Here is a 21,816-nt window from a genome sequence, read left to right on the forward strand (position 1 = left end):
TATTAATGTAGCCCCCTAATTTTGTTACCAAGAGAGATATTATGCATAAGCACCACGACGCACTAAAAGATGCAGAATTAAAGCCCCTGTGGCATGACCCTGCGATTATGCCAGAGCCTTTACCTGCCCTTGCCAAAGATGAAAGCTGCGAGCTATTAATCGTGGGTGGTGGTTTTACTGGCCTGTGGGCTGCTATGCAGGCAAAAGAGCGCAAGCCCGATGCAGATATTATTTTAATTGAAAAAACTTTTGTGGGTGATGGTGCATCGGGCCGCAACGGTGGCTTTTTAAGTACCAGCGTGGCGCATGGCGAAACCAATACCGAAGCGCAGTTCCCCGGTGAGGCAGATAAGTTAGAAGAGCTGGGCATACAAAACATGAAAGAGTTTTTAGAGACTCTGGAGCGTTACAACATCGATGCCGAGTACGAGCAAGTGGGTGAAATGGATGTGGCCCTAGATCCAGAATCAGCTCAGCGCTTACACGCTGAATATTTAGAGTGTAAAGAGGCTGGTGAGGATGTAGTTTGGTTCGACGAAGAGGCTGTGCGTAAGCAGGTCAACTCACCCACTTTTTTCGGTGGCTTGTGGCACCGTGATGGTCAGGATGGGGTGATACACCCTGGGCGTTTATGCTGGGGCTTAAAAGATGTGTTGGTTAATCAGCTGGGGGTGCGCATTTTTGAAAACACCGAAATGTTGGACGTGCAACCCGTAGGCAGTGATGGCATGAAGGCTACTTGTGCAGGCGGTGTTATTAGCAGCAAAAAAGTCTTGTTAGCGACTAATGCCTATACCAGCAAAATCAGCCGCATACGCAACTCTGTAGTGCCGGTGTGGGATTATCAAATTGCCACTCAGCCATTAACCGCTGAGCAGCTAGATAAAATTAACTGGGGTAAGCCCGAGTCGCGTCATGCCTTGGCTGACTACAACAATATGTTTCACTACTTCCGGCTAACCAAAGATAATCGTATTACCTGGGGCGGCGGTGGTGCTGTGCGCTATTACTTTAACCGCGGTATAGATGCGCATTTAATGGATGCGCCTGCCAGGCATGAGCAGTTAGCTGCCGAGTTTTTTGAAATGTTCCCGCAGTTAGAAGGCGAGATAAAATTTACTCACCGCTGGGGCGGTATTATTGCCACCTCTACTCGTTTTTGCATGGTGCCTGGGGTGATGTATGACGGCCGCCTGGCTTGGTCTGTGGGCTATACCGGCCATGGTGTGGGCGCGTCACGCTTTGGTGCACGTATAGGTATAGAGCTGTTGGGCTACCAGCCTAGCGATGTCATTAATATGCAGTTTGTCACCAAAAGAGCTCTGCCCTGGTTTCCCGAGCCTTTCCGTTGGTTGGGGGTGCGCTTTACTCAAAACGCATTAATTAAAGCGGATCAAAACGGTGGTAAGCGCGGCCTGTGGCTAAAGTTTTTAGATATGCTGGGTCTAGGTTTTACCTGCTAAATCAATGGCTTAGCTATGAAGTCTAGGCGGCAGAAATTAGCCAATAGAAAAAAGCGCCCACGCTTAAGCCGGGCGCTTTTTTTGTGGCTGACCCAAACACTGTTTTAGCTTGCAATTTATATTTCTTGTGATACTTTTTGTATGTATATAGATCATTTGATTCATTTGGTGCTGTTAGCGCATTAGCGTGCAAAAGGAGGGGGCGATGAGTGCCGTACTAAAAGCCGATGACCAAAGTATTGTCAGCCATGCACTATGCCAGGCTGCCGATCTTATGGGCTTAAAACGTCAACAGCTGGCAATGGTGATAGGTGTATCTGAACCCACCATGAGTCGTATACGCAACGAGACTTCCGTGGTGCCACAGGGCAAGCCTCTGGAATTGGCGCTATTATTTTTACGGGCCTACCGGGCACTGTATGCCATTATTGGTGGTGACCCCGCCGCTATGCAGCACTGGCTAAAAACTCCTAACAGCCACTTGGCAGATCAGGCCCCCATAGAGCTACTACAAAAAGTAGAGGGCATTACTCAGGTAGTACGCTACCTAGATGCCATGCGAGGTCGGGTATAGTGCTGGATTTACAAGGACTGATACAGCCCACCGAAGGATCGATTTGGCGCGTAGTAGAAACCCAGGAAATAGCCGCCACCCGGGCGATTACCCGCTCCTCCAGTGAGCAGTCACGGTTGGAAGAGCTATTAGAGCAATCCAAGCCGCCCGTGCCCGCCGACTGCCAGGGCTTGTCCTATTTATTATCTACCCCGTTTCGTTATCCGCCCTTAGATTATGGCTCGCGTTTTGGCAGTACCTTAGAGAGGGGTATTTTTTATGGTGCTAAAGAGCTAAACACCGCCTTGGCGGAAACCGCAGTTTACCTATGGCTGTTTCAATCGGCCCTGCACGAGCTGGGTCCCATGGCGGCGATTAATGACCATCGCACCGCTTTATTAATCCCCTTGGCAAGCAACAGATCGATAGATTTTAGCGCCGCAGAATTAGCTCAACATCATGAGGCGATTAGCAGCCCCGGTGATTGGTCTTATAGCCAGCGCTTGGGTAGCAGCATGCGCGAATTAGCGGTGCAGTGCTTTTGGTATCCCTCGGCCCGTTTGCAGGGTGGGGTTAACGCTGGGGTGATTAGCCCGCAGGCCTTTGCCGCTAAAGAACCCAGCGAGCAGCAGCACTGGCAATTAAAACTCAGCCCAGAGAGTTGCTGGTTTGGCCGCCACAGAAGCGGCCATGAGTTTTATCGTAAAGATTTTTTGCAAGGCAATCGCCTCTTGCATCCTATGGCCTAGTTTTTGTCACGCCATATTTTATTTTTGTTCCTTGATTTTAATAGAACGTCCATATATGCCCCATAAGCGCAGCGAATATTTTGGGCATGACCGGAATAGAACTTTAACCGGACACTAGTGGGCTTGGCCCGGCATGGCAGATGCCATGAGACGGATGGTGGTAGAAGCAGGCCAGTTATTTATTAAACGCTGCTGGCGCTATGAGCATCAGCACCCAACTTATTTATACAAATCGGGCAGGGCGTTATCGCTGGTGGCTGAGCTTTTTTGCTGGCGCAATTCGTCAATAATGCTCAGTAGGCTGGCGCCGTTCCAGTCGCTGCTATCGGCGGTTTTGCCGTAGCGGCTATTATCATATTGCAGCAGCAGGTTTTTTAGCGCGGGGTGTTCGCTTGCGCGGCTAATATCGTCCAGCGTGTATATCTCTTTGGTGGGCCAATGTTGTTGTGCCCAAGTAATTAGTGCTGGCCTTAATTGCTCGCTTTGTGGTTGGCGGCATAGCTGTTGTAAATGCTTGTAGGCGCTTTTTTCTGAGAGCTTATTATTGTTTTGCTGTGGCAGCTTGTCACTGCTGGGCATACGACGTGATAAACGCCAATAGGCTAATAAGGTGATTAACCATAAGCCTAATAATACAAAACTGACTACCATCCAAAAGGGGTTAGCTACGGTGACAACTTTTTCGCCACTGTCCGTTACGGTAGCCTGCGAGTGGTCGATAGCATTGCGCTGGCTTGGGCCTTGTTCCAGTGGCGGCAAAATAGTTAATTCCCTGGCAGCTATGCTGGCTGTCTTTTGGCTTTGGCTGGCGGTATCCCACCAAGTGATGTTGATGGCGGGCAAGGTGATTTTACCAGCGCGGGTGGGGATGATGGCGGTGCTGTCGATGCGGGTAGCACTAATGCCCGTGGCCGATTCGCTATTATTGGTTTCGGCTTGATCAGGGTAGAGCTTGAGCCCAGCTATCGCTTTAAAGTTTATCGGTGGCAGTTGCGCAGCTGTTACCCCGTTGGCACTGGTGGTAATGCTGCGGGTAATAGAGTCACCTACCCGTAATTGCTCGGGGTCTTTGCTCCAGGTTTCCTGCAGTTGTAACTGTTGGGCGGGCAACCATAAATCACCGCTGTAGTCGGCAGGCGCGGGTTTAACAGTAATGCTGTGTGGCTCAGACTTGCGGCGTATCAGGGTGCCACCACCATAAAAGCGGCTTTGGCTAAGTTCTTGACCTGAAAATACCAGCTCGGGAATAATTAACTCGCCCGCCTTGTTGGGGAAGATCGCATAATTAATTTCATGTACGCGGTGGCGTATGCCCTGCACAGTGCGATAAAAAGAATTTTGCCCCACCCGTTTTACCGTGGCATTTTCCAGGGTCAGTTCACTCATATTTAAATTATCTAATTGCACTGAGTGATAAATGCTGAGGTTAAGCAAAACCTGTTGTTGCACATAGGCGCTGTTGTGGCTGACGCTGCTTTCAATAAAAACTTTATCCAGCTGCCCCGGTGGCAGGGCGCTGGCCTTGTTTACCTGCACGGCGATGGGATTGGTTTTGGCATCGTTAATTTTTATGGCGGGTATTAATAATAAACCGTCGCGCTTGGGGTAAAGGGTAACGGTCCACTCGGTAACGGAGTTACTGCGGCCATTAATTAAGGTATGGCGGCTGCTTTGGCTGGTGCCAGCAATTTGAAAGTCTTTTTCCAGCGCGCTTAGGTCCGGGGTTTTATAGGTGCCGGTATCATTAATGCGTATGCTCAGGGTTAGGCTGTCGTCTACGGTAATGGTTTGTCTGTCTACCGAGGCGGTAGCGGTAATGCTGGCGCTGTAAGCGTTGCTTAGCCATAGGCTCAGGCTAATTATAAAAAAGCAGAATAGTTTAATGTGACTTACCACAGTGGCTGGTCCTCATCGTCGGTATTTTTTTCACCTTGGCGCAGGCGATATTCATAATCAAATTTGCGGCGCAGTAAACCGCTGGGGTCATCGGGTATTTGCCGCAGCCATTGTTCGGTGGCTTTTTCTTGTTTATTCGCCTCTTGTTCGGCCGCAGTTTTTAAGGCCTGTTGTTCCTGTTCCTGTTCCTGTTCCTGTTCCTGCTCTTGCTGTTGCGCGGAGCTGGGTTCAGGTTTTGAATCTGATTTTTGCTCTTGTTCTTGTTCGGGAGTGGCGTCAGTTTTATCTTGTTTGTTTTGATCTTGCTGCTGATCTTTATTGGGATCTTGTGAATCCTGTTGTTGATCATTGTTCTGCTGCTGCTCGCCATTGTTATCTTGGTTTTGCTCTTGATCTTGATTCTGTTGTTGCTCTTGTTGCTTGTTGTTATCCTGGCTTTGATCCTGCTCGTTGTTCTGATCTTGATCTTGATCTTGATCTTGATCTTGGTTTTGGTTTTGATTTTGTTGCTGTTGCTGTTGCTGTTGCTGTTGCTGCTGCTTGGCATCCTCTACTAATTTTTTATTAAAGGCAGCATCTTCCATATCGGGTTGCAGTTGCAGGGCTTGCTCGTATTGTTTAATCGCTTCATCGTATTTGCCCGCCTTGGCTAGGGCGTTGCCATGGTTGTAGTGGTCGCTGGCGGTCGCTGGTTTTTGGGCGGCATAATGTTTGGCGGCCTCTTGATATTGCCCGGCCTGGTATTGGGCAGCCGCTTTCCAGTTTGGGTCTTTAAAGGTTTTAGCGGCTTGTTCGGCTTCACCTTGTTGTAGCATTTGCATGGCTTGCTGGTCGCGGGTTTGCCATAGGTCTTGCCACTCCATAGCTTGGCCTTGCTGTGGTTCTAATAAAATAAATAGCGGCAGCAATAGTAACCAGCCCCGTCTAAAGGCGAGTAGGGCCAAGGGTAATAAGAGTAAGCATAGGTAGGCACCCTGATCCTGCCATTGGTCAAACTGGCGTTCGGTTTGGCGGGTGGCGCTGTTGATATCGGTTTTGTTGGCGGCTAATAAAAAGTTAATGTCGCTATTATCCAAACTGGTTTCTATATAACGGCCTTGGCTGTTAGCGGCTAATTGCTGAAAGGGTTTGCGTTCCAATTTGGGGGTGACGATGTTGCCGCTGCGGTCTTTTACAAAACCCTGTGACAAGGGGATAGGGGCGCCGGTGGCAGTGGCCACAGCCATAATGGATAGTTCTAGGCTACTGTCAGCCAGTAAGTCAGTTATGGCGTCGCTGTCTTTTTCGCTAATGCCATCGCTAATTAATAAGATACGGCCTTCATTGAGGCCGCTGTTTTTAAATAGATTAATAGCCGCCTGTATTCCGGCGACGGGGTTGCTACCCAGGGCGGGCATCATTTCGGGGCTGAGTGCGGGCACTAGGTTGGCGACGGTATTATTGTCGTCAGTAAAAGGTGAAACCACATGAGCATCGCGGGAGTAGGCGATGAGTGCGCTAAGCCCCTCGTCGCGAGTTTTTAGTATATCTATCACTTTATGACGGGCGCGCACCAGCCGCGAGGGTTTGATATCTTGGCTGTACATAGATAGCGATAAATCTAACACTATAGCTAAAGCGTCTTGGCGCTCATGTACGGGCTGCGGTAGTTTTTTCCAGGCGGGGCCAGCTAAGGCCAAGGCGGTAATTAGCCAGCCTAAAAACAATAGCAGCCAGGGCCAGCGTTTAGGGTTGCGCAACATAGGCTGCTGGTCTTCTACTAAGTGGCTGAGCAGATCGGGGTTGATGGCCTGATTCCAATTTAGGGCGCTGTTTTTATGGCGCCAAAACAGCAGTGCCAGCAATAGCGCCACGGGTATTAGCAGTAGCCACTGTGGTCGTAAAAAGTGAAACTGGGCGAGGCTGTTGAATAAATCGAGGCTGAACTCAGGCATTAGCTTTCCCCCTCGGTCGCAGATTTATTCGCTAACCAAGCCGGCCGCGGCAATTTAAGCAGGGCTGTTATCAAGCTGATGATTACTGCGACCGCCAGTGGCCAGTAAAATAAGCTAAGGCTGGGCCTAAAAGTTTTGGCATCAGCTTCGGTGGGTTCTAGCTCATCCACTAGGCGGTAAATCTCTAGCAGCTCTTTAGGGTTTTTGGCGCGAAAGTATTTACCGCCGGTTAAGGCCGCTATTTTTTGTAGCGTGTCTTCATCTAAATCTTTAGAGGGGTTAATGGTGCGAGCGCCAAAGCTGCTGCCAAAAAAACCGGGGGTGGTGAGCTGATCAGCGCCTACACCCACGGTATAAATAGTGATGTTGTGTTGGGCGGCAAATTTAGCGGCGGCCAGTGGTTGCACCTCACCGGCGGTGTTGGCACCGTCGGTGAGTAAAATTAATACATGTTTATCACCAGGGCGTTTGCGCAGTCGTTTTACTGCCAAGCCTATGGCATCACCTATGGCGGTGGCGGGGCCAGCAAAACCAATTTGTGATTCACGCATAAAACGTTTGACGGTTTCGCGGTCAAAGGTAAGCGGTGCCTGTATATAGGCTTGGCTGCCAAATAAAATTAGCCCTATGCGGTCGCCTGCGCGTCTATCCACAAAATCGTTGATTACCGCTTTTACCGCGACCAAGCGGTTAACCAGTTCATCGCCAGCCTGCATATCTTCCATGCGCATACTTTCGGATAAATCTACCGCCAGCATTAAATCACGGCCTTCGGTGGGCAGGTGTATGGGGTCGCCTATCCAAGTGGGCTGGGCGGCGGCGGTGACTAGCAACAGCCAGCATAAAACCAGGCCGGTAAGTTGCAGCGGACGCTGCTGGCTTTTGTGGCTGTGTTGTTGCTGCATCACTTCAAGGCTGTGGTAAAAGGGTACCCGCACGGCGGTTTGTTGTTGCTTGGCGCGGGGTAGCAGCAGGTAGGCCAGCAACGGTAGCGGCAAGCAATAAAATACCCAGGGCAGTTGAAACTCCAGCATTATGCTTGCAACCTCTTAATGCTTTGTTGTTTGATCCAACGGCTAACCAATTGATTTAGCGCAGCCCTATCAATTAGCGGTGTATTAGCTTGATAAGGGCCGTGGCCTAACACTTGCCCTACGCCGTTAATAAAGGGCTGTGTTTTATCGTTGCTGTGTTGATCTAAAAATTGTAACCAAGCGCTGCCGTGTAGTGACGCAATATCTTGGCGCGGGTTTACTGCCAGTGCGGTTTGTTTGAGTAGGCGGTTAAGTTGTTGCAGGTAAAGGGCATCGTCATCGCACTGGGCGCTGAGTTGTTTAATTTGTGATTGCGCGGCTTTTTTAAAAGCGTTGCGTTGCTGATAGCGGCGCCAACGATGCAGGGCAAAGGCGATCAGGCAGATGCTAATGATGGCTAAGGCCCACCAGCCCGGCGCCAGCGGCCAAAACTCTATGGCGGGCGGTGTGTGCAGGTCGCGTAAGTTGGCCAGTGGGTCGGCAGCAGGCATGTTCATAATTAACGCCCCCTACCAAAATAGGTGAGCAGGTGTTTTAGCGGTGCTTGGTTGGTGGCCATTTCTATTAAGGGTATGCCCAGCTTGCCCAAGACTGCATGCAGGTTTTGTAGCTTATCGTTAAATTGCTGTTGGTAGTGTTGCCGCAGTTTGCTGTCGCCGGTAAAAATAGGGCGCCGTTGTTGGCCATCGCTAATAGTGTATAAACCAGCGCTGGGGAGGGTTTGCTCTAAGGGGTCGTAGACGTAAATGGCGGTAATTTCGCAGTGCCGCGACAGTAAAAATAATTGTTTTTGTACGTCCTCATCCTCGTAGCCGCTAAAGTCGCTAATAAAATAAATGGCGCTGCCGGGGCGGGCGATGCGGCGCAGTTCGCGCAGGCTGTTTTTTAAGCGCTCGCTGTTATCCAGTTGAATGCCGGTGCTGCGGTTGAGCAAGTGATTGTACTCGCCCATATGTTTCATCAATGCCAGCACCGCTTGGCGGCTGCGCTTGGGTTTAAGCTCTTGCTGGCCCTGGTTGCCAAAGACTAAGCCGCCTACTCTGTCGCCCTGTTGTAAGCCTGACCAAGCGATTAATGCGCTGAGGTAACAGGCCAGGGTAGATTTAAAACAATGTTGGCTGCCAAAAAACATGCCCTGGCGTTGATCGTTAACGATTAGCAGTGGGCGCTCGCGCTCTTCGCTAAATAATTTGGTGTGGGGTTTGCCCGAGCGGGCGGTGACGCGCCAGTCTATGGTGCGTATGTCATCGCCAGCTTGGTAGTTGCGCACTTCTTCAAAGTCTATGCCGCGGCCGCGAAAGTTGGTTTTGTTAGGGCCAGCCAATAGGCTTAGCGCTTTGCGGCGGTGTTTGAGCTTGAGGTCAGTGGCGGCAAAGCGGGCGCGCAGTAAATCCTCTAGCGCTATATACGCGCCGGTAACGGGTTGTTCCAGTGAGTTTTGTGGCTGCGGCTGGCTCATAGCGGGTTTAGGCTACGGGAACTAGTTTAAGTAACTCATCAATAACTTGGTCGGCATTAATGCCGTTGGCTTCGGCCTCGAAACTCAATATGAGGCGGTGGCGGAAGACATCGTGAGCCACGGCCTGCACATCGTCGGGGCTAACAAAGTCGCGGCCGGCCAGCCAGGCATGAGCGCGGGCGCATCTATCTAGGGCTATGGTGCCGCGCGGGCTGGCCCCAAAGTCTATCCACGAGGCTAGCTGCTGGCTGTAATTGCCGGGGTTGCGGCTAGCCATGGTGAGTTGCACCATGTATTCCTCTATGGCGGGGGCGGTGTGCAGATTAATGCTCTCTTGTCTGGCGGCGAAAATAGCGGCTTGGCTAACGGGCTTGGGGCGTTGTATGGCGGTGGCGCTGTTGTTAGCTTCGTCGCGTACCAGCTGCAAAATTTTACGCTCGGCTTCCACGTCGGGGTAATCTACTTTCACGTGCATTAAAAAGCGGTCTAGCTGGGCCTCGGGCAGTGGGTAGGTTCCCTCTTGTTCTATGGGGTTTTGGGTGGCCATAACTAAAAATAATTCGGGCAGGGGATAGGTATTGCGGCCCACACTGACCTGCCGTTCGGCCATGGCCTCGAGTAAGGCGGATTGTACTTTGGCAGGGGCGCGGTTGATTTCGTCGGCTAATACCAAGTTGTGAAAGATAGGGCCCTGCTGAAATTGAAAGCTGCCGTCTTCGGGGCGAAAAATATCGGTGCCGGTGACATCGCCGGGTAATAGGTCGGGGGTGAACTGTACCCGGTGGAAATCGCCCTCTATACCCTTGGATAAATTATTAATGGCCTTGGTTTTGGCTAAGCCTGGTGCGCCCTCGACTAATAAGTGGCCATCGGCCAGCAAGGCGATGAGTAAACGTTTAACCAAGGTCTCTTGGCCTATGATTTGGCTCTCTAGCCAGTGCTGTAAGGTTTCAAGTTGTTGGAATAGAGTCATGGTTGTTTAGTAGCCAGTTGTTATTGGTTGAGGGTTTAAGCCGCTGACTAATGCCAGCTCGCTTAAGCCATGTTTTGACTGTGATGGCGCTCGAAGTTCCCTTTAGGGTACCAGCTTATAGATGAGGGCGTGGCGATTGATTTCAAGGGGGCGTTGCTTAGCGGCTTGTTTTATCCTTGCCGCTATTGCTGAGTAGCAAAGTAGGTTTAAAATAGCCGCAAATAATCACCTGTTATTGGCCTAGTCTTGGGGTTAAGAGTTTATTTATTCCTGCTCTAAGAGAGGATGTGAATAATTACAGGAAAAACTGAAACATTCTGATATTCTTGCGCAATGATAAAAGATCTCACTCCTATAGGCCGCTTTGGCCGAAGTATTCAGCGCTTTATCCGTTTAGAGAGCACAGGTGGTTTGCTGCTCATTGCCGCTACCTTGCTGGCGATGGCGGTTAAAAACTCAACTTTTTCAGATCTCTATATAGCCTTTCTTAATATACCGGGCATGGTGCAGGTGGGTGCGCTCAGTATTGAAAAGCCGTTATTTCTGTGGGTTAACGATGGCTGGATGGCCATCTTCTTTTTTGTTGTGGGTTTAGAAATAAAATATGAGCTGCTACACGGCCATCTCTCAGATCGCTCGCAGCTGGTGTTGCCATTGGCCGGTGCGGTGGGCGGGGTTGCTGTTCCGGCAATCATTTATCTAATGCTAAATTGGCATGACCCCGTTGGGGTGAAAGGCTGGGCTGTGCCTACTGCCACAGATATTGCTTTTGCCCTGGGCGTATTGGCCGCCGTCGGTTCGCGAGTCCCGGTGGCGCTAAAGGTATTTTTGATGACCTTGGCGATACTCGATGATTTGATAGCCATAGTAATTATTGCCTTGTTTTATACCTCGGGTTTATCGCTTACCTCCTTGGTGGCGGCGGCTATAGTGCTCGCCCTAATGCTGGCATTGAAACTGGCCGGTACCCGTGGCCCCTTTCCGTTTATTATTCTAGGGGCAATTCTGTGGGTTTGTGTGTTGAAGTCGGGTGTGCATGCAACCTTGGCTGGCGTTATCACAGCATTTTTTATCAGCACTAAAATACCGGAAGGGCACACCGTGTCGCCGGCTAAGTCGTTGATAGAGGACCTGCACCCTTGGGTTGCTTTTGTTATTTTGCCGATGTTTGCGCTTGTTAATGCCGGGGTTTCCTTTGAAGGCTTAAGCATCTCTAGTTTGTTTGAACCAGTGCCGTTGGGTATTACTTTAGGCTTGTTTATAGGTAAGCCTATAGGCGTGATGCTATGTGTTGCAACGGCCATCATGATGGGCCTTGCACGTTTACCCACAGGTGTCACGTGGATGCATCTATTTGGTGTTTCTGTGCTTTGTGGCGTGGGCTTTACAATGAGTCTATTTATCGGCGGCTTAGCCTTTGCTGAGGGCGGTGCCGGCTACGCTCGTATTGATAGATTAGGCATACTGTTTGGCTCTGGGTTGAGTGCGGTGCTTGGCTATTTGATTTTGGTTATGGCCACTAAGCGGCAAACGCCGCCCGCTTAAAATACTAGCGTTTAATATGTGTAGCCACTAGCTAGAGTTAAATGCGGGCATGGGATTGGTGCTTAGCCATAATAATACGTTTTTATGTCAGTTTTAACTTGCGGCTGGCGTAGTGGTTTTCTGTAAAAACTGCTCTATTGCGGTTAGGCTTTGTGGTTCATTTAACAGCGGCGCGTGACCTCGGTTAGCAACCTCACAGTACTCCATAGTAGGTTTGATACTTTGCATCTTGTGCACGCAGTCCAGCGTTAATATGTCAGAAGTTTGGCCACGAATAAGTAATAAAGGTTTGTGTGCTATCAGTTCGAAAAGCGGCCATAAATCTGGCGGTGCGGCTGTGGTTTTATTGGCATTCATCAATTGTGCAATGGCGGGGTCATAAGCCAACACCGGTTGACCTTGTTCATTTTCTCTATAGATGGCGCGAGTAAAACTTTCCCAGTCGCTAGCATTTAAGTCGGGTAATTCTTTAGCATTAATCTTGCGAGCTTGGACTACAGCTTGTTGCCAATTAGTTACGGGTGTTTGTTTGCCCACATACTCTTGTATGCGTGCTAAACCGCTGGCATCTAGCTCGGGCCCTACATCATTGAGGATTGACGCCGTGATCCGCTCGGGCACCATGGCGGATAGCATAAGCGACATTAAGCCACCCAATGAAGTGCCCAGTAGTATGACTTTGGGAATAGACAAGGTATTTAGCAGGGTGAGCATATCTTGTACATAAATGCCCGGGTGGTAATTTTCGGCTTGCGGGTCGTAGGACGATAGCCCTCTACCGCGTTGATCGGCGGCAATTAGGCGATAATCTTTAGATAAATGACTACAAATAAAATCGAAGTCGGCAGAGTTTCTAGTTAGGCCATGTAAACAAAGAATAGTCGCTTTAGCCTGCTGATTAGAGCGCTGGCAAACATAGTCTCGGGCATATAGCTTTAGCCCATCGTTGCTTTGATACCAAACAGCTTGGTAATTTACATTTTTATTATCACTCATAGCTTTGGTTACCGTATTGCACACGCAGTTCTCGTTTCAGTATTTTGCCATTGGGGTTACGCGGTAGTTCATCTATGGGCAATAAGTCGGCTAAGCGTTGTTGCTTACCTAATTTTTGATTGGCCCAAGTCAGTAATTCCTGCGTAGTAATTTTTTCATTAGGGCTAATGACGGCTAGGGCTATGGGGGTTTCTCCCCAGCGCTGGCTTTTGGCGCCAATGACGGCTACGTCATTTATTGCAGGATGCTCAATTATTATTGCTTCAATATCTTGCGGATAAATATTCTGACCGCCTGAGAGAATCATGTCTTTTTTTCTATCAACTATGTATAGATAACCCTCTTTATCTAATTGGCCTATATCGCCAGAGCGTAGCCATTGTTGCCCTTGTTTATCGATGAACTCTGCTTCTTGGTTGGCGTCAGCTCGGTTAAAGTAGCCGGGCATGGTGATGCGTCCCCGTGAAACAATCTCGCCACATTGACCGGCCGCAACAAATTCATCTTGCTCATTAATAATGGCAATGTCGGTGCCTATTAACGGCCTGCCCACGGATGACCAGCGTCCTTCGGCTTCTTCAGGATTTAGTGTGGTAATGATGCCCTCGGTTAAGCCGTATAATTCGACTATGCCACAGGCAAATGCTTTAAAAATGGCTTGTTTTAAGCCTTGATGCAAAGGCGAGCCACAACTCATCATGGATTGCATGGAACTGAGGTCGCAGGGATGATTTGCTAAGGCTGCCAATACGCGTTGGTATTGTATGGGAACCATCACGGTGTGAGTGATCTTTTCATCTTGCACGGTTGTTAAAAATTCATTGCTGTCAAAACGTGTATGAATGACCAAGGTGCCACCGCATAATAAAGTGCACAGCATACCCACCCATGAGATATTGGAATAGAGACCTAAAGTTAATAATATTTTGGCTCTATCATCGTAGCGCAGTGCTATACATAAATCGTAGGCCCAATCACGACGGCCAGCGTGGTTGTGCGCTATACCTTTGGGCATGCCGGTAGTGCCAGAGCTATAAATAATATTTAACAAGGAGTCCTTGGTATAGTTGATAGGCGGCAGGGTGGTAGGCTGCCCCTTGCTGAGTTCGTCCATACTAATCCAGTTGTTATTATCAATGCTGTCAGAGACAAATAATTGAATTGAGTCGGGTAGGTCGTCCATTAATGATTCTACGCGCAGGCGTTGATCTTCACTGACTAGCAGCACAGAGACTTCTGCATCTTTCATCATGTTTATTAAGGCATCATCGTTAACCGACAAATTAATGGGTACAGAAACTAAGCCTGCAGCCATAACACCCATTAGTGCATGCAGCATGGGCAAACCGTTAGACATAATGACGCCGGCCCTATCGCCTGCTTGCAAATTTTTAGCCAGTAAACCGTGGGCTATTTGGTGATTGGCATGGGTAAATTGCTGCCAGTTTAACCGCTGCTCACCACAAATAACGGCTTCGCGATTGGCGCGCCATTTACCATGCAGGGATAGTATTTCAGGTAGTAGTGGCGACGACGCTGTAAAATACGTAGTCATAGGGAATATACTCTAATGTCTTAAAAATGAGGGGGATTTTACTCCCCCCGAGTGTAAACACAGACCTGTTAAAGGCTATTATTCATTCTTAAAATTGATACGATACGCTAGCGGTTACTGTTCTTGGTGGACCATAAAAGGCCAGCTCGCCAGAGCCTAAGTTATAGCCGCCGGTTTTGTATGAAGTATCTTCGATGTTTTTAACATTTAAGCTGGCGGTCCAGTGCTCATCTTCGGAGTACCAAGTCGCAGTGGCATCCCAAAGAGTGTAAGACTTCTCCTGATCACAGCTACAGGTGACATTGTTAAAATTTCTACTGGCTTCACGATAGGAAAGGGCTGTGGTTAAAGTCAGGCTGCCGGCATTGCCTAAATCCATTTCATAATTTAGCCCAAGTTGGCCAGTCCAATCAGGCGCATTAACCATTTCCCAGCTATCAGAAACGTCTACCCCAGCAGAAATAACTTCTACTAAGTCGGCATCCATATAACCTAGTGCAAGTGATGTGCTTAGCGCTTGAGTGACTTGCAGTATGGCCTCAAGTTCAGCGCCGTTGATTTCGGCAGTGCCCGCATTGACAACATCAGAGGAGAAAAATACCGGAGCAGGCTGAGCCGTCTGTACGGTTAGTTGCATGTCGGTATAATCCATTTGGAATAGCGCTAAGTTTAAACGTAGGCGATCATCCAGTAGTTGTGATTTTAAACCCAGCTCCCAAGTTTCAACGATTTCCGGATCATAGCCATCTGCCACATTGGGGTTAAGTGCTGCGTTACCTCGCATATCAAAACCACCGGATTTAAAGCCTTCGGCATAGCTGATATAGAGCATGACATCATCACTCACTTGCCAGTCGACTTTTGCAGATGGACTAATTTCGTTCCAGCTTTTATCGGCCTCTTTGTCACTAATGTCAGTTGAAACACCGAACAAGGTATCATCCGCTGAGTTGCCAAAGGTAAAGCTACTACCCTGAGTGGTGGTATATGGGAAAGAGTTAGTCGTGATATATGAAATACGCTGAATGTTAGAGTTTTTATCATCCTCAGTTGAGCGCAAGCCCGCAGTAAGAGTTACTGTGTCGCTAAGGTTATAACTGGCGTTAAAGTAAAAAGATAGGCTCTCGGTATCTACATCACCGCCAATGGCAAGATCAAAATGATCGCCATCCATATAGGGCGGGGCATTTAATACTACATCAAAGGCACCAGCCGAGTTGCCTTTAAAATAATATGCGCCACCGACTAAGGCCAGGCGATCGACATTATAATTAATCTGTAGCTCATGGGACTTTTGATCATCGCTGTATGAAGCAGGTACATCAAAAGAGTCTAATGGTGTGGCCTCAAAATCAATAAACTGTTGCGTTTCACCTTCACGGTCAGCATAAATATATTTTACGGACAGCGCATCATTAATATCGTACTGAGCGGTGAAAGAAAAACCTTGGTTTTCTACGTTCGATTTATGGGTAGTGCCGCAGGCAGAGTCATAGCGGTCACCGGAGGCTAAAAAGGGTAAGCCTGTTGCTGGGTGGGTTAAAGTGGTTTGGCTAGACTGAGAGCCGCAAATTTGATTTGAATCATCGTCGGTCTTATCGCCAGCCAAGCGCAAAAACAATTTTTCAGTGGGCGTGTATTCAACGCTGACTCTGGCTACAGTAACATCTTTGTTGTAGTTTTCTTCGCTACTGCTAAATAGGCCGGTTGTAATATCGTAACCGGTATCAACATCGCCATAGCCATCACGTTCCAGTTTAGCAACGGCAGCGCCCACATATAATTTATTATCAATGATTGGCATTTGCCCAGATAAGGTCAGCTCCTGCTGCCCGTAGGTACCAGCCGCCGCGGTGATTTTTGCCGATGGCTCGCCAGACATTTTTTTGGTGATATATTTAATCGCGCCACCGACGGTGTTTTTGCCGTACAGGGTGCCTTGAGGGCCGCGTAGTACTTCAATACGTTCTACATCGAAGACATCAAGTACCGCTGCTTGCGGGCGGGCATAGTAAACATCATCAACATAAACACCTACGCCGGGCTCAAAGCCCCACAGCGGATCTTGTTGGCCTACGCCACGTATATACGCAGTGAGTGTTGAGCTGGTTGCACGGCTAGCTCTTAGTTGCGTGTTAGGTGAACTTTTTTCAAGATCAATGATGCTGGTGATAGACTTTCTTTCTAGCTCTTTAGCACCGAATGAGGTAATTGAGACGGGAACCTGTTGTAGATTTTGTTCACGTTTTTGTGCGGTGACTAGTACTTCTTCCAATAAAATTTTTGATCGTTCTTGCGCTAATAATACTGGCGATGCCATGCTGGCAGCGCTAATCAATGCTATAACCGAAGTGAGCCTATTTCTTACTATTTTTTTATTTATCATATGGCACCTGTAGTTGATCTGCTTAGTACAATTCAGTCTCACTGATATGCAAATAGTGAGTTTCCCTTTTACCGACGGATGAGCATAGCAATCAGTTCTAAAGAGCTATAGTTGATAGCGCCTACCACAAAAACAAATTTCAACAACCGTTGAGTCGATGTAAAAAAATATATTCAACAAGTGTTGAGTTGTCAATTAATTATTTATTCTCTTAATAAATGGGGGGCTTTTTGGCGCTTGATCCATAGCCCGATAACAGCAAAAATTACTGAAATAACAATGGCATAGCTCGCTGATACCGCAGGGTTGAGAACGCCGCCAAACAAATTTAAATAAAAGTGCAGCAGCAAGCCTATAACCGCAGCGGTGGCGATAACCGCCAGCGGCAGGTGGCCGCGAATTAACACCCCAAATAAAATGGGCACCACTGAGGCTGCAGCAAGGCCATAAACCCCTTTTTGCGCAAACAAGCCAATTAAGGGTGGCGGGTTCCAAGCCAGTGTTAAGCCAATGACACCTACAATAACCAACACCCAGCGCGACCATGCCAGCCCTTGATGTTTGTTGCCTTTCAACGGGGTAACAATATCATTGACTACCATAGCGGAGAGAGAAACTAAAATACCATCTAGGGTGCTCATGCCAGTGGCTAGCAGGGTGATAAAAATAAAGGTTAAGGTTAATTCGTCTATTGCTGAGCCACTGAATTCATGCAGCAAATATTCACGTACCACCGTGTCCTGGCTAGCTATTTCTAGGCCCGACAATTTTGCGTAAAAGCCAATCATTAAAATTAAGCTAAACAAAGTGCCAACTACCACGGTAGTGCCAATAAATTTACCAATATCGGCTTCATTTCGCAGATAGAGTACTTTGGTTAATATATGCGGTTGCAACATTAGGGCGAAGGTAATAATAAAGCCGCTACCAAAGACCGAGAAAAAGCTATAGTACAAATTACTATCTTTATTAAAGGGCATAGCATAGGAAAGGCTAATCGTTTTTAGCGAGCTAAAAAAACCGCCGTCAAAATAATGCAGGCCTTGAACAAAAAGTACCACCGTGACCAATATCATCATTATGCCCTGTAATGTATTGGTGTAGGCATGGGCGTAGGTGCCGCCCATTAATACATAGGAAAAGACAAACACTAGCACGATAACTAAAGCGGTTTTTTGTTCTATAGGGAAAATACCTGTCATTAATAGGCTGCAGCCCACTAGAATAAGCACCACAAAAGTGATGGATAATAAATTTATAAACGCAAAAAACAGACTAAAGCCGCGGTGCTGATAGCGATGATAAATCCAATCGGGAATGGTCAGTGCTTGCTTTTCTTCCCCCAGCCTTAGAAAACCACGCGAGAGCAACAGAAAGGCGGATAAAATCCCTAAAGAGCCTGCAACACCGTAATGTAAGTAAGCGGAAAGGCCATGGCTATAAATAAAGCCGGGGTTGATAACAAAGGTTGCTGTGGATGCTATGGAGGCTGCTAGGGTAATCCCTATAAGGTAGGGGCTCATATCCTTATTGCCTATAGAGAAGCCTCCTATATCTTTGGTGCGGCGCATGCCTATCCACGACAGCCAATAGATCAATACAACGTAACTGCCAACTAACCCATACTTAAACATTTCGGTCAACATGAGGTAACATCCACTATTGAATTTTTATCATTGATAATGCACTATATTCAACAAGTGTTGAATATGCAAATAATGACTAAATATAATCAGCAGCGACTAACGTATTGCGTGATGCCCATAGCTTTTGTGGGTAACTATTTTTGAGGCAGCCATGACTAAAAAAGACAAAAGTGAAAAGAGCGAGCGCATATTAGATGTGGCCGAAGAGCTATTTGCGCTGCATGGCTTTGACGGTGTGACTATTCGCCAGATATCAAATCGTGCAAAAGTGGATGTTGCTTTAGCCAATTACCACTTCGGTAAAAAATTGGATTTATTTCATGCCGTATTTGATAGGCGTGCTGAGCTACTCAGCTCTTCACGCCGAGAGCTACTACAGGCATCCAGCGGAAAAAAACAGACCCTAGAGCAAATTATTGAAGCTTTTTTATTACCGCTAAAAATGGCGCAGCAAACTGGCGACCCGGGTTGGAAAAATTATCTGGCACTGTTAGCCAATGTCATGATCTCTCCTTTGTGGAGCAAGGCGATGATGGGCAAGGTTTATGATATTCGGGTTGAAGAGTTTATTACGGCTCTAAAAGGTGCTTTCCCAAAGGCCAAAGAAGAGGATATACACTGGTGTTATCACTATGTTTCAGGTGCCTTGGCGCTAACCTTGGCGCAAACCGGTCGCATAGATAAACTCTCTGGTGGTAAATGTCTGTCATCAGATTTCGATGCTGCCTATGAGCGTATGATACCGTTTATAGCTGCAGGTTTTCGTGAGGTGTGCGGCTAAAATCTGCGAGGGGAAGATTAAATGCTCTCTCGTTGCTCGCATGCGCTAAATTAGTGGCTAATACGATGTTGTAGTGAGCTTAAGCCTTTGACTAACATGCAAGAAATTATCGTGAACTTGGCCATTAGCGCCGATGAATATTTAAAAAACTACCAAAGCCCCGGCATCAATGTGTCCGCTACCAGTGTGGACGGCCGCAGGGTGCATTTCCCCGCCAACATTTTACAGCGCTTTGTGACCCGCAATGGGGTGCACGGTCGCTTTCGTATACGCTTTAACGAGCAGGGCAAGTATCAGGCTATAGAGCGCTGTTAAGCTGGCGGGCGGCTTTATAGCCACAGCCCTTTGCTATATCATGCGCGCCTATTAGCAACCCTTCTAAAGAGCACCTCCCATGTATAGCCTAATGCGCGGCCTGTTATTTTGTTTGCCCACTGAAACCTCTCACCACTTAGCCCTAGGGGCAATTAAGCTGCTGAATAAGTGCGGCCTTAGCGGTTTAGTGGCGGCCAGGCCCGAACCCAACCCGGTGGAGGTGATGGGTATTCGCTTCCCTAACCCAGTGGGTATGGCGGCAGGTTTAGATAAAAACGCCGATTATATCGACGGCCTAGGGGCTCTGGGTTTTGGCTTTATAGAAGTAGGCACCATTACCCCTAAGCCCCAGCCCGGTAACCCAGCGCCGCGTTTGTTTCGTTTGCCCGCTGCACAGGCCATTATCAACCGCATGGGTTTTAATAATGAGGGGGTGGATTACCTGGTCGAGCAGGTCAAAAAGAGCCGCTACAAAGGCGTGCTAGGCATTAACATAGGTAAAAACAAAGATACCCCTGCCGAGCGTGCGGTAGATGATTACCTGATTTGCATGCGCAAGGTCTATGAGTTTGCCTCCTATATTACGGTGAACCTGTCTTCACCGAATACGCCGGGGCTGCGTGATTTACAGTTTGGCGAGCCCTTAGAGCAGCTGCTGGCCCAGCTCAAGGCCGAGCAGCAATTGCTGGCCGACAAGCATGGCCGCTATGTGCCCGTGGCGGTGAAAATCGCCCCCGATATGGCCGATGATGATATTAAGTCGGTGGCGGCCTCGCTGGTCAAACACGGCATAGACGGCGTAATCGCCACCAACACCACCATCGCTCGCGATAAAGTGGCTCATCTGCCCCATGGTGACGAGGCTGGCGGCTTAAGCGGTGCACCGCTAACTGAGGCCTCTACCGAGGTGATTGCCAAATTTGCCCAGGCTTTAGAGGGCAAGCTGCCCATAATCGGCGTGGGCGGCATAGTCGACGGCCAGAGTGCTGCCGACAAAATCACCGCTGGTGCCGCCTTGGTGCAGCTGTACTCAGGCTTTATCTATCAAGGCCCGGCCCTGATAGCGGCCGCCGCCAATGCCATTAAACGGCTGAAATAGCCAGCCCTTTTAGCCCCAATTTCGGCAAAACGCTGTTGTTCCTTATATACAAAAAAGGGGTATATGCTTTCGCGGCTGAATGGGGCAAGCTAGCCCCCAAAATTTGAGTGCTTACAGGGCTGAGCCCTATAGGCAGGGCGTTGGGCATCAAACCGGCAGGTTTTAAAGATTTGGAGTTAAAGCATGAAGTTGTGTGTATTAGAAAACGATATTATCGATGATGTAGTAGCCGACCGTTACCCCAGCTATGGCGTACTGTTTACCGATTTATTCCGCTCGGCCAAGCCCGACATAGAGGTAGACGTGTTTGATGCTATGAATATGCAGTACCCCGAAAGCTTTGACGACTACGATGCGGTATTGCTATCGGGCAGCCGCTGCGATGCCTTCGGCCAGGAAGAGTGGGTGCTAGAGCTTAAAAAGCGCACCGAGCAGCTAATGGCAGAAAAGAAAAAGCTAATCGGCGTGTGCTTTGGCCACCAGTTAATAGCCTTGATCTTAGGGGCTGAGATGGGCCGTGCGCCACAGGGCTGGGGCATGGGCCGCATGTCGTATACCTGGAACAAAGAGAATAGCCCCATAGCGTTAGAGGGCGAGGGCTTTAGCTTATTAGTCAGCCACCAAGACCAGGTATTAACCGAGCCTAAAGGTGCCGCCATTATTGCCAGCAGTGAGTTTTGCCCCATCGCCGCTTACACCGTTGATAAGCATGTTATTTGCTTCCAAGGCCACCCCGAATTTGTAGAGGGCTACTCAGAGTACATTATTAACAAGCGTAAAGACTCACTAACCCCTGAGCAGTACGAGCGTTTCTTGGGCTCTTTACAATACGGTCACGACGGTAAGAAAATTGCCAAATTGGTATGTGACTTTGTAGAGCAGGTTTAATCCTGCGTTAGCAGCAAAGTGACAGCAATAAAAAAGGCCCTCGCGGGCCTTTTTTATTGCTTGCTGTTTATGCGTTAGTTTTGGTTGATATTTATGTAGCCTGATTGGCTAAATGTTGACTACGTGATGTATACACTCATCTTATTTCGACTTTGTGTAAACCCGAAACGCCGGTATAACCATCCCATTGATCAGTGCGCCCTTCGCGCCAGCCGGTTAACCACTGTTGCCGTATTGCCTCTTGTTCATGGGGACATTGCTCCTTGTTTTTACCATTAACGCCAGCCATATAGCCTTTTTGGAATGCGCGTTCAGATTGGTCACGTTTTTGTCGTCTCATAGATTACGCCTCGTTAGTTAATATCACGGTTTAACACCACGGTTGTGGTTAATCGGGGAGAAAGAAAAGAAGGGTTTGGGTAAAGCCTCATACTGCTATATCACTGCCTGTTATTAGTTTCTGTTAAGCAATCGTTCTAGCGGGCACTGATGAATGCTAGAATGCACTCGCAGCGCGAAACTCAATCTAAGCAAATTGCCCACA

19 protein-coding genes are annotated in these 21,816 nt (G+C 48.4%); 8 read left to right on the forward strand and 11 right to left on the reverse strand.

Features of this window, described 5'->3' with window-relative positions; all coding sequences use genetic code 11:
- Window positions 1-41: 41 nt before the first annotated feature.
- From NO559_RS08825 to NO559_RS08835, 3 genes are all read left to right on the forward strand, one after another.
- Entirely contained in the window at window positions 42-1,463 is a 1,422-nt protein-coding gene (locus tag NO559_RS08825) for an FAD-binding oxidoreductase (protein WP_258331451.1), read from the forward strand.
- A 205-nt stretch (window positions 1,464-1,668) separates the two neighbouring features.
- A complete protein-coding gene (locus NO559_RS08830; protein WP_258331452.1) occupies window positions 1,669-2,037 on the forward strand; it encodes an MbcA/ParS/Xre antitoxin family protein in 369 nt (122 codons plus the stop codon).
- Entirely contained in the window at window positions 2,037-2,765 is a 729-nt protein-coding gene (locus tag NO559_RS08835; protein ID WP_258331453.1) for an RES family NAD+ phosphorylase, read from the forward strand. Before NO559_RS08830 ends, NO559_RS08835 begins: the two co-directional genes overlap by 1 nt.
- 219 nt (window positions 2,766-2,984) lie before the next feature.
- Here NO559_RS08835 and NO559_RS08840 read toward each other — a convergent pair whose 3' ends face one another.
- Genes NO559_RS08840 through NO559_RS08865 form a run of 6 tightly spaced genes read right to left on the reverse strand, consistent with a single transcriptional unit; the run spans window position 2,985 to window position 10,061 of the window.
- Window positions 2,985-4,661 carry a BatD family protein gene (locus tag NO559_RS08840; protein ID WP_258331454.1) on the reverse strand — a complete coding sequence of 559 codons (1,677 nt, stop codon included), beginning with the start codon at window positions 4,659-4,661 and terminating at the stop codon, window positions 2,985-2,987.
- The gene (locus NO559_RS08845; protein ID WP_258331455.1) at window positions 4,655-6,595 is read right to left on the reverse strand and encodes a VWA domain-containing protein; all 1,941 of its coding nucleotides are present in this window, start codon (window positions 6,593-6,595) and stop codon (window positions 4,655-4,657) included. Before NO559_RS08845 ends, NO559_RS08840 begins: the two co-directional genes overlap by 7 nt.
- Window positions 6,595-7,629, reverse strand: a complete 1,035-nt coding sequence (locus NO559_RS08850) for a VWA domain-containing protein (protein WP_258331456.1) — start codon at window positions 7,627-7,629, stop codon at window positions 6,595-6,597. The genes NO559_RS08845 and NO559_RS08850 overlap by 1 nt, the downstream gene beginning before the upstream one ends.
- Window positions 7,629-8,126 (reverse strand): DUF4381 domain-containing protein, encoded by a 498-nt coding sequence (locus NO559_RS08855; protein WP_258331457.1) that lies wholly within the window; start codon window positions 8,124-8,126, stop codon window positions 7,629-7,631. The genes NO559_RS08850 and NO559_RS08855 overlap by 1 nt, the downstream gene beginning before the upstream one ends.
- 2 nt (window positions 8,127-8,128) lie before the next feature.
- Window positions 8,129-9,088, reverse strand: coding sequence for a DUF58 domain-containing protein (locus NO559_RS08860; RefSeq protein WP_258331458.1), 960 nt, complete (start codon window positions 9,086-9,088; stop codon window positions 8,129-8,131).
- A gap of 7 nt (window positions 9,089-9,095) precedes the next feature.
- Window positions 9,096-10,061: a MoxR family ATPase gene (locus NO559_RS08865; protein WP_258331459.1), complete on the reverse strand. Its 966-nt coding sequence runs from the start codon at window positions 10,059-10,061 to the stop codon at window positions 9,096-9,098.
- 333 nt (window positions 10,062-10,394) lie between these two features.
- Here NO559_RS08865 and nhaA point away from each other — a divergent pair, with 333 nt between their 5' ends.
- Window positions 10,395-11,606, forward strand: coding sequence for a Na+/H+ antiporter NhaA (gene nhaA / locus NO559_RS08870; protein WP_258331460.1), 1,212 nt, complete (start codon window positions 10,395-10,397; stop codon window positions 11,604-11,606).
- Between the two features lie 93 nt (window positions 11,607-11,699).
- Here the strand turns inward: nhaA and NO559_RS08875 are convergent, their stop codons facing one another.
- From NO559_RS08875 to NO559_RS08890, 4 genes are all read right to left on the reverse strand, one after another.
- On the reverse strand, window positions 11,700-12,602 hold the full coding sequence (locus tag NO559_RS08875; protein ID WP_258331461.1) for an alpha/beta fold hydrolase: 903 nt from the start codon (window positions 12,600-12,602) through the stop codon (window positions 11,700-11,702).
- The gene (locus NO559_RS08880) at window positions 12,595-14,157 is read right to left on the reverse strand and encodes a class I adenylate-forming enzyme family protein (RefSeq protein ID WP_258331462.1); all 1,563 of its coding nucleotides are present in this window, start codon (window positions 14,155-14,157) and stop codon (window positions 12,595-12,597) included. Before NO559_RS08880 ends, NO559_RS08875 begins: the two co-directional genes overlap by 8 nt.
- 88 nt (window positions 14,158-14,245) lie before the next feature.
- Window positions 14,246-16,543, reverse strand: a complete 2,298-nt coding sequence (locus NO559_RS08885) for a TonB-dependent receptor (protein ID WP_258331463.1) — start codon at window positions 16,541-16,543, stop codon at window positions 14,246-14,248.
- Window positions 16,544-16,746: 203 nt separating this feature from the next.
- Entirely contained in the window at window positions 16,747-18,189 is a 1,443-nt protein-coding gene (locus NO559_RS08890) for a sodium:solute symporter family protein (protein WP_258331464.1), read from the reverse strand.
- Window positions 18,190-18,340: 151 nt separating this feature from the next.
- Between NO559_RS08890 and NO559_RS08895 the strand changes: the two genes are divergently transcribed.
- From NO559_RS08895 to NO559_RS08910, 4 genes are all read left to right on the forward strand, one after another.
- Window positions 18,341-18,970, forward strand: coding sequence for a TetR/AcrR family transcriptional regulator (locus NO559_RS08895; RefSeq protein ID WP_258331465.1), 630 nt, complete (start codon window positions 18,341-18,343; stop codon window positions 18,968-18,970).
- Between the two features lie 96 nt (window positions 18,971-19,066).
- Window positions 19,067-19,285, forward strand: coding sequence for a DUF2835 domain-containing protein (locus NO559_RS08900; RefSeq protein WP_258331466.1), 219 nt, complete (start codon window positions 19,067-19,069; stop codon window positions 19,283-19,285).
- A 79-nt stretch (window positions 19,286-19,364) separates the two neighbouring features.
- Entirely contained in the window at window positions 19,365-20,384 is a 1,020-nt protein-coding gene (locus NO559_RS08905; protein ID WP_258331467.1) for a quinone-dependent dihydroorotate dehydrogenase, read from the forward strand.
- Between the two features lie 183 nt (window positions 20,385-20,567).
- The gene (locus NO559_RS08910; protein WP_258331468.1) at window positions 20,568-21,272 is read left to right on the forward strand and encodes an amidotransferase; all 705 of its coding nucleotides are present in this window, start codon (window positions 20,568-20,570) and stop codon (window positions 21,270-21,272) included.
- 136 nt (window positions 21,273-21,408) lie between these two features.
- Here NO559_RS08910 and rmf read toward each other — a convergent pair whose 3' ends face one another.
- Window positions 21,409-21,612: a ribosome modulation factor gene (rmf, locus tag NO559_RS08915; RefSeq protein WP_258331469.1), complete on the reverse strand. Its 204-nt coding sequence runs from the start codon at window positions 21,610-21,612 to the stop codon at window positions 21,409-21,411.
- Between the last annotated feature and the right edge of the window lie 204 nt (window positions 21,613-21,816).

Origin of the sequence: Dasania sp. GY-MA-18 (assembly GCF_024734385.1) — a bacterium.
In the GTDB taxonomy this organism is placed as follows: Bacteria; Pseudomonadota; Gammaproteobacteria; order Pseudomonadales; family Dasaniaceae; genus Dasania; species Dasania phycosphaerae.

Coding starts and splice junctions, on each gene's coding strand:
- NO559_RS08905 (WP_258331467.1), top strand. CDS start 19,365: ATGTATAGCCTAATGCGCGGCCTGTTATTTTGTTTGCCCACTGAAACC.
- NO559_RS08825 (WP_258331451.1), top strand. CDS start 42: ATGCATAAGCACCACGACGCACTAAAAGATGCAGAATTAAAGCCCCTG.
- rmf (WP_258331469.1), bottom strand. CDS start 21,612: ATGAGACGACAAAAACGTGACCAATCTGAACGCGCATTCCAAAAAGGC.
- NO559_RS08900 (WP_258331466.1), top strand. CDS start 19,067: ATGCAAGAAATTATCGTGAACTTGGCCATTAGCGCCGATGAATATTTA.
- NO559_RS08865 (WP_258331459.1), bottom strand. CDS start 10,061: ATGACTCTATTCCAACAACTTGAAACCTTACAGCACTGGCTAGAGAGC.
- NO559_RS08875 (WP_258331461.1), bottom strand. CDS start 12,602: ATGAGTGATAATAAAAATGTAAATTACCAAGCTGTTTGGTATCAAAGC.
- NO559_RS08895 (WP_258331465.1), top strand. CDS start 18,341: ATGACTAAAAAAGACAAAAGTGAAAAGAGCGAGCGCATATTAGATGTG.
- NO559_RS08885 (WP_258331463.1), bottom strand. CDS start 16,543: ATGATAAATAAAAAAATAGTAAGAAATAGGCTCACTTCGGTTATAGCA.
- NO559_RS08830 (WP_258331452.1), top strand. CDS start 1,669: ATGAGTGCCGTACTAAAAGCCGATGACCAAAGTATTGTCAGCCATGCA.
- NO559_RS08880 (WP_258331462.1), bottom strand. CDS start 14,157: ATGACTACGTATTTTACAGCGTCGTCGCCACTACTACCTGAAATACTA.
- NO559_RS08890 (WP_258331464.1), bottom strand. CDS start 18,189: ATGTTGACCGAAATGTTTAAGTATGGGTTAGTTGGCAGTTACGTTGTA.
- NO559_RS08855 (WP_258331457.1), bottom strand. CDS start 8,126: ATGAACATGCCTGCTGCCGACCCACTGGCCAACTTACGCGACCTGCAC.
- NO559_RS08850 (WP_258331456.1), bottom strand. CDS start 7,629: ATGCTGGAGTTTCAACTGCCCTGGGTATTTTATTGCTTGCCGCTACCG.
- nhaA (WP_258331460.1), top strand. CDS start 10,395: ATGATAAAAGATCTCACTCCTATAGGCCGCTTTGGCCGAAGTATTCAG.
- NO559_RS08910 (WP_258331468.1), top strand. CDS start 20,568: ATGAAGTTGTGTGTATTAGAAAACGATATTATCGATGATGTAGTAGCC.
- NO559_RS08860 (WP_258331458.1), bottom strand. CDS start 9,088: ATGAGCCAGCCGCAGCCACAAAACTCACTGGAACAACCCGTTACCGGC.
- NO559_RS08845 (WP_258331455.1), bottom strand. CDS start 6,595: ATGCCTGAGTTCAGCCTCGATTTATTCAACAGCCTCGCCCAGTTTCAC.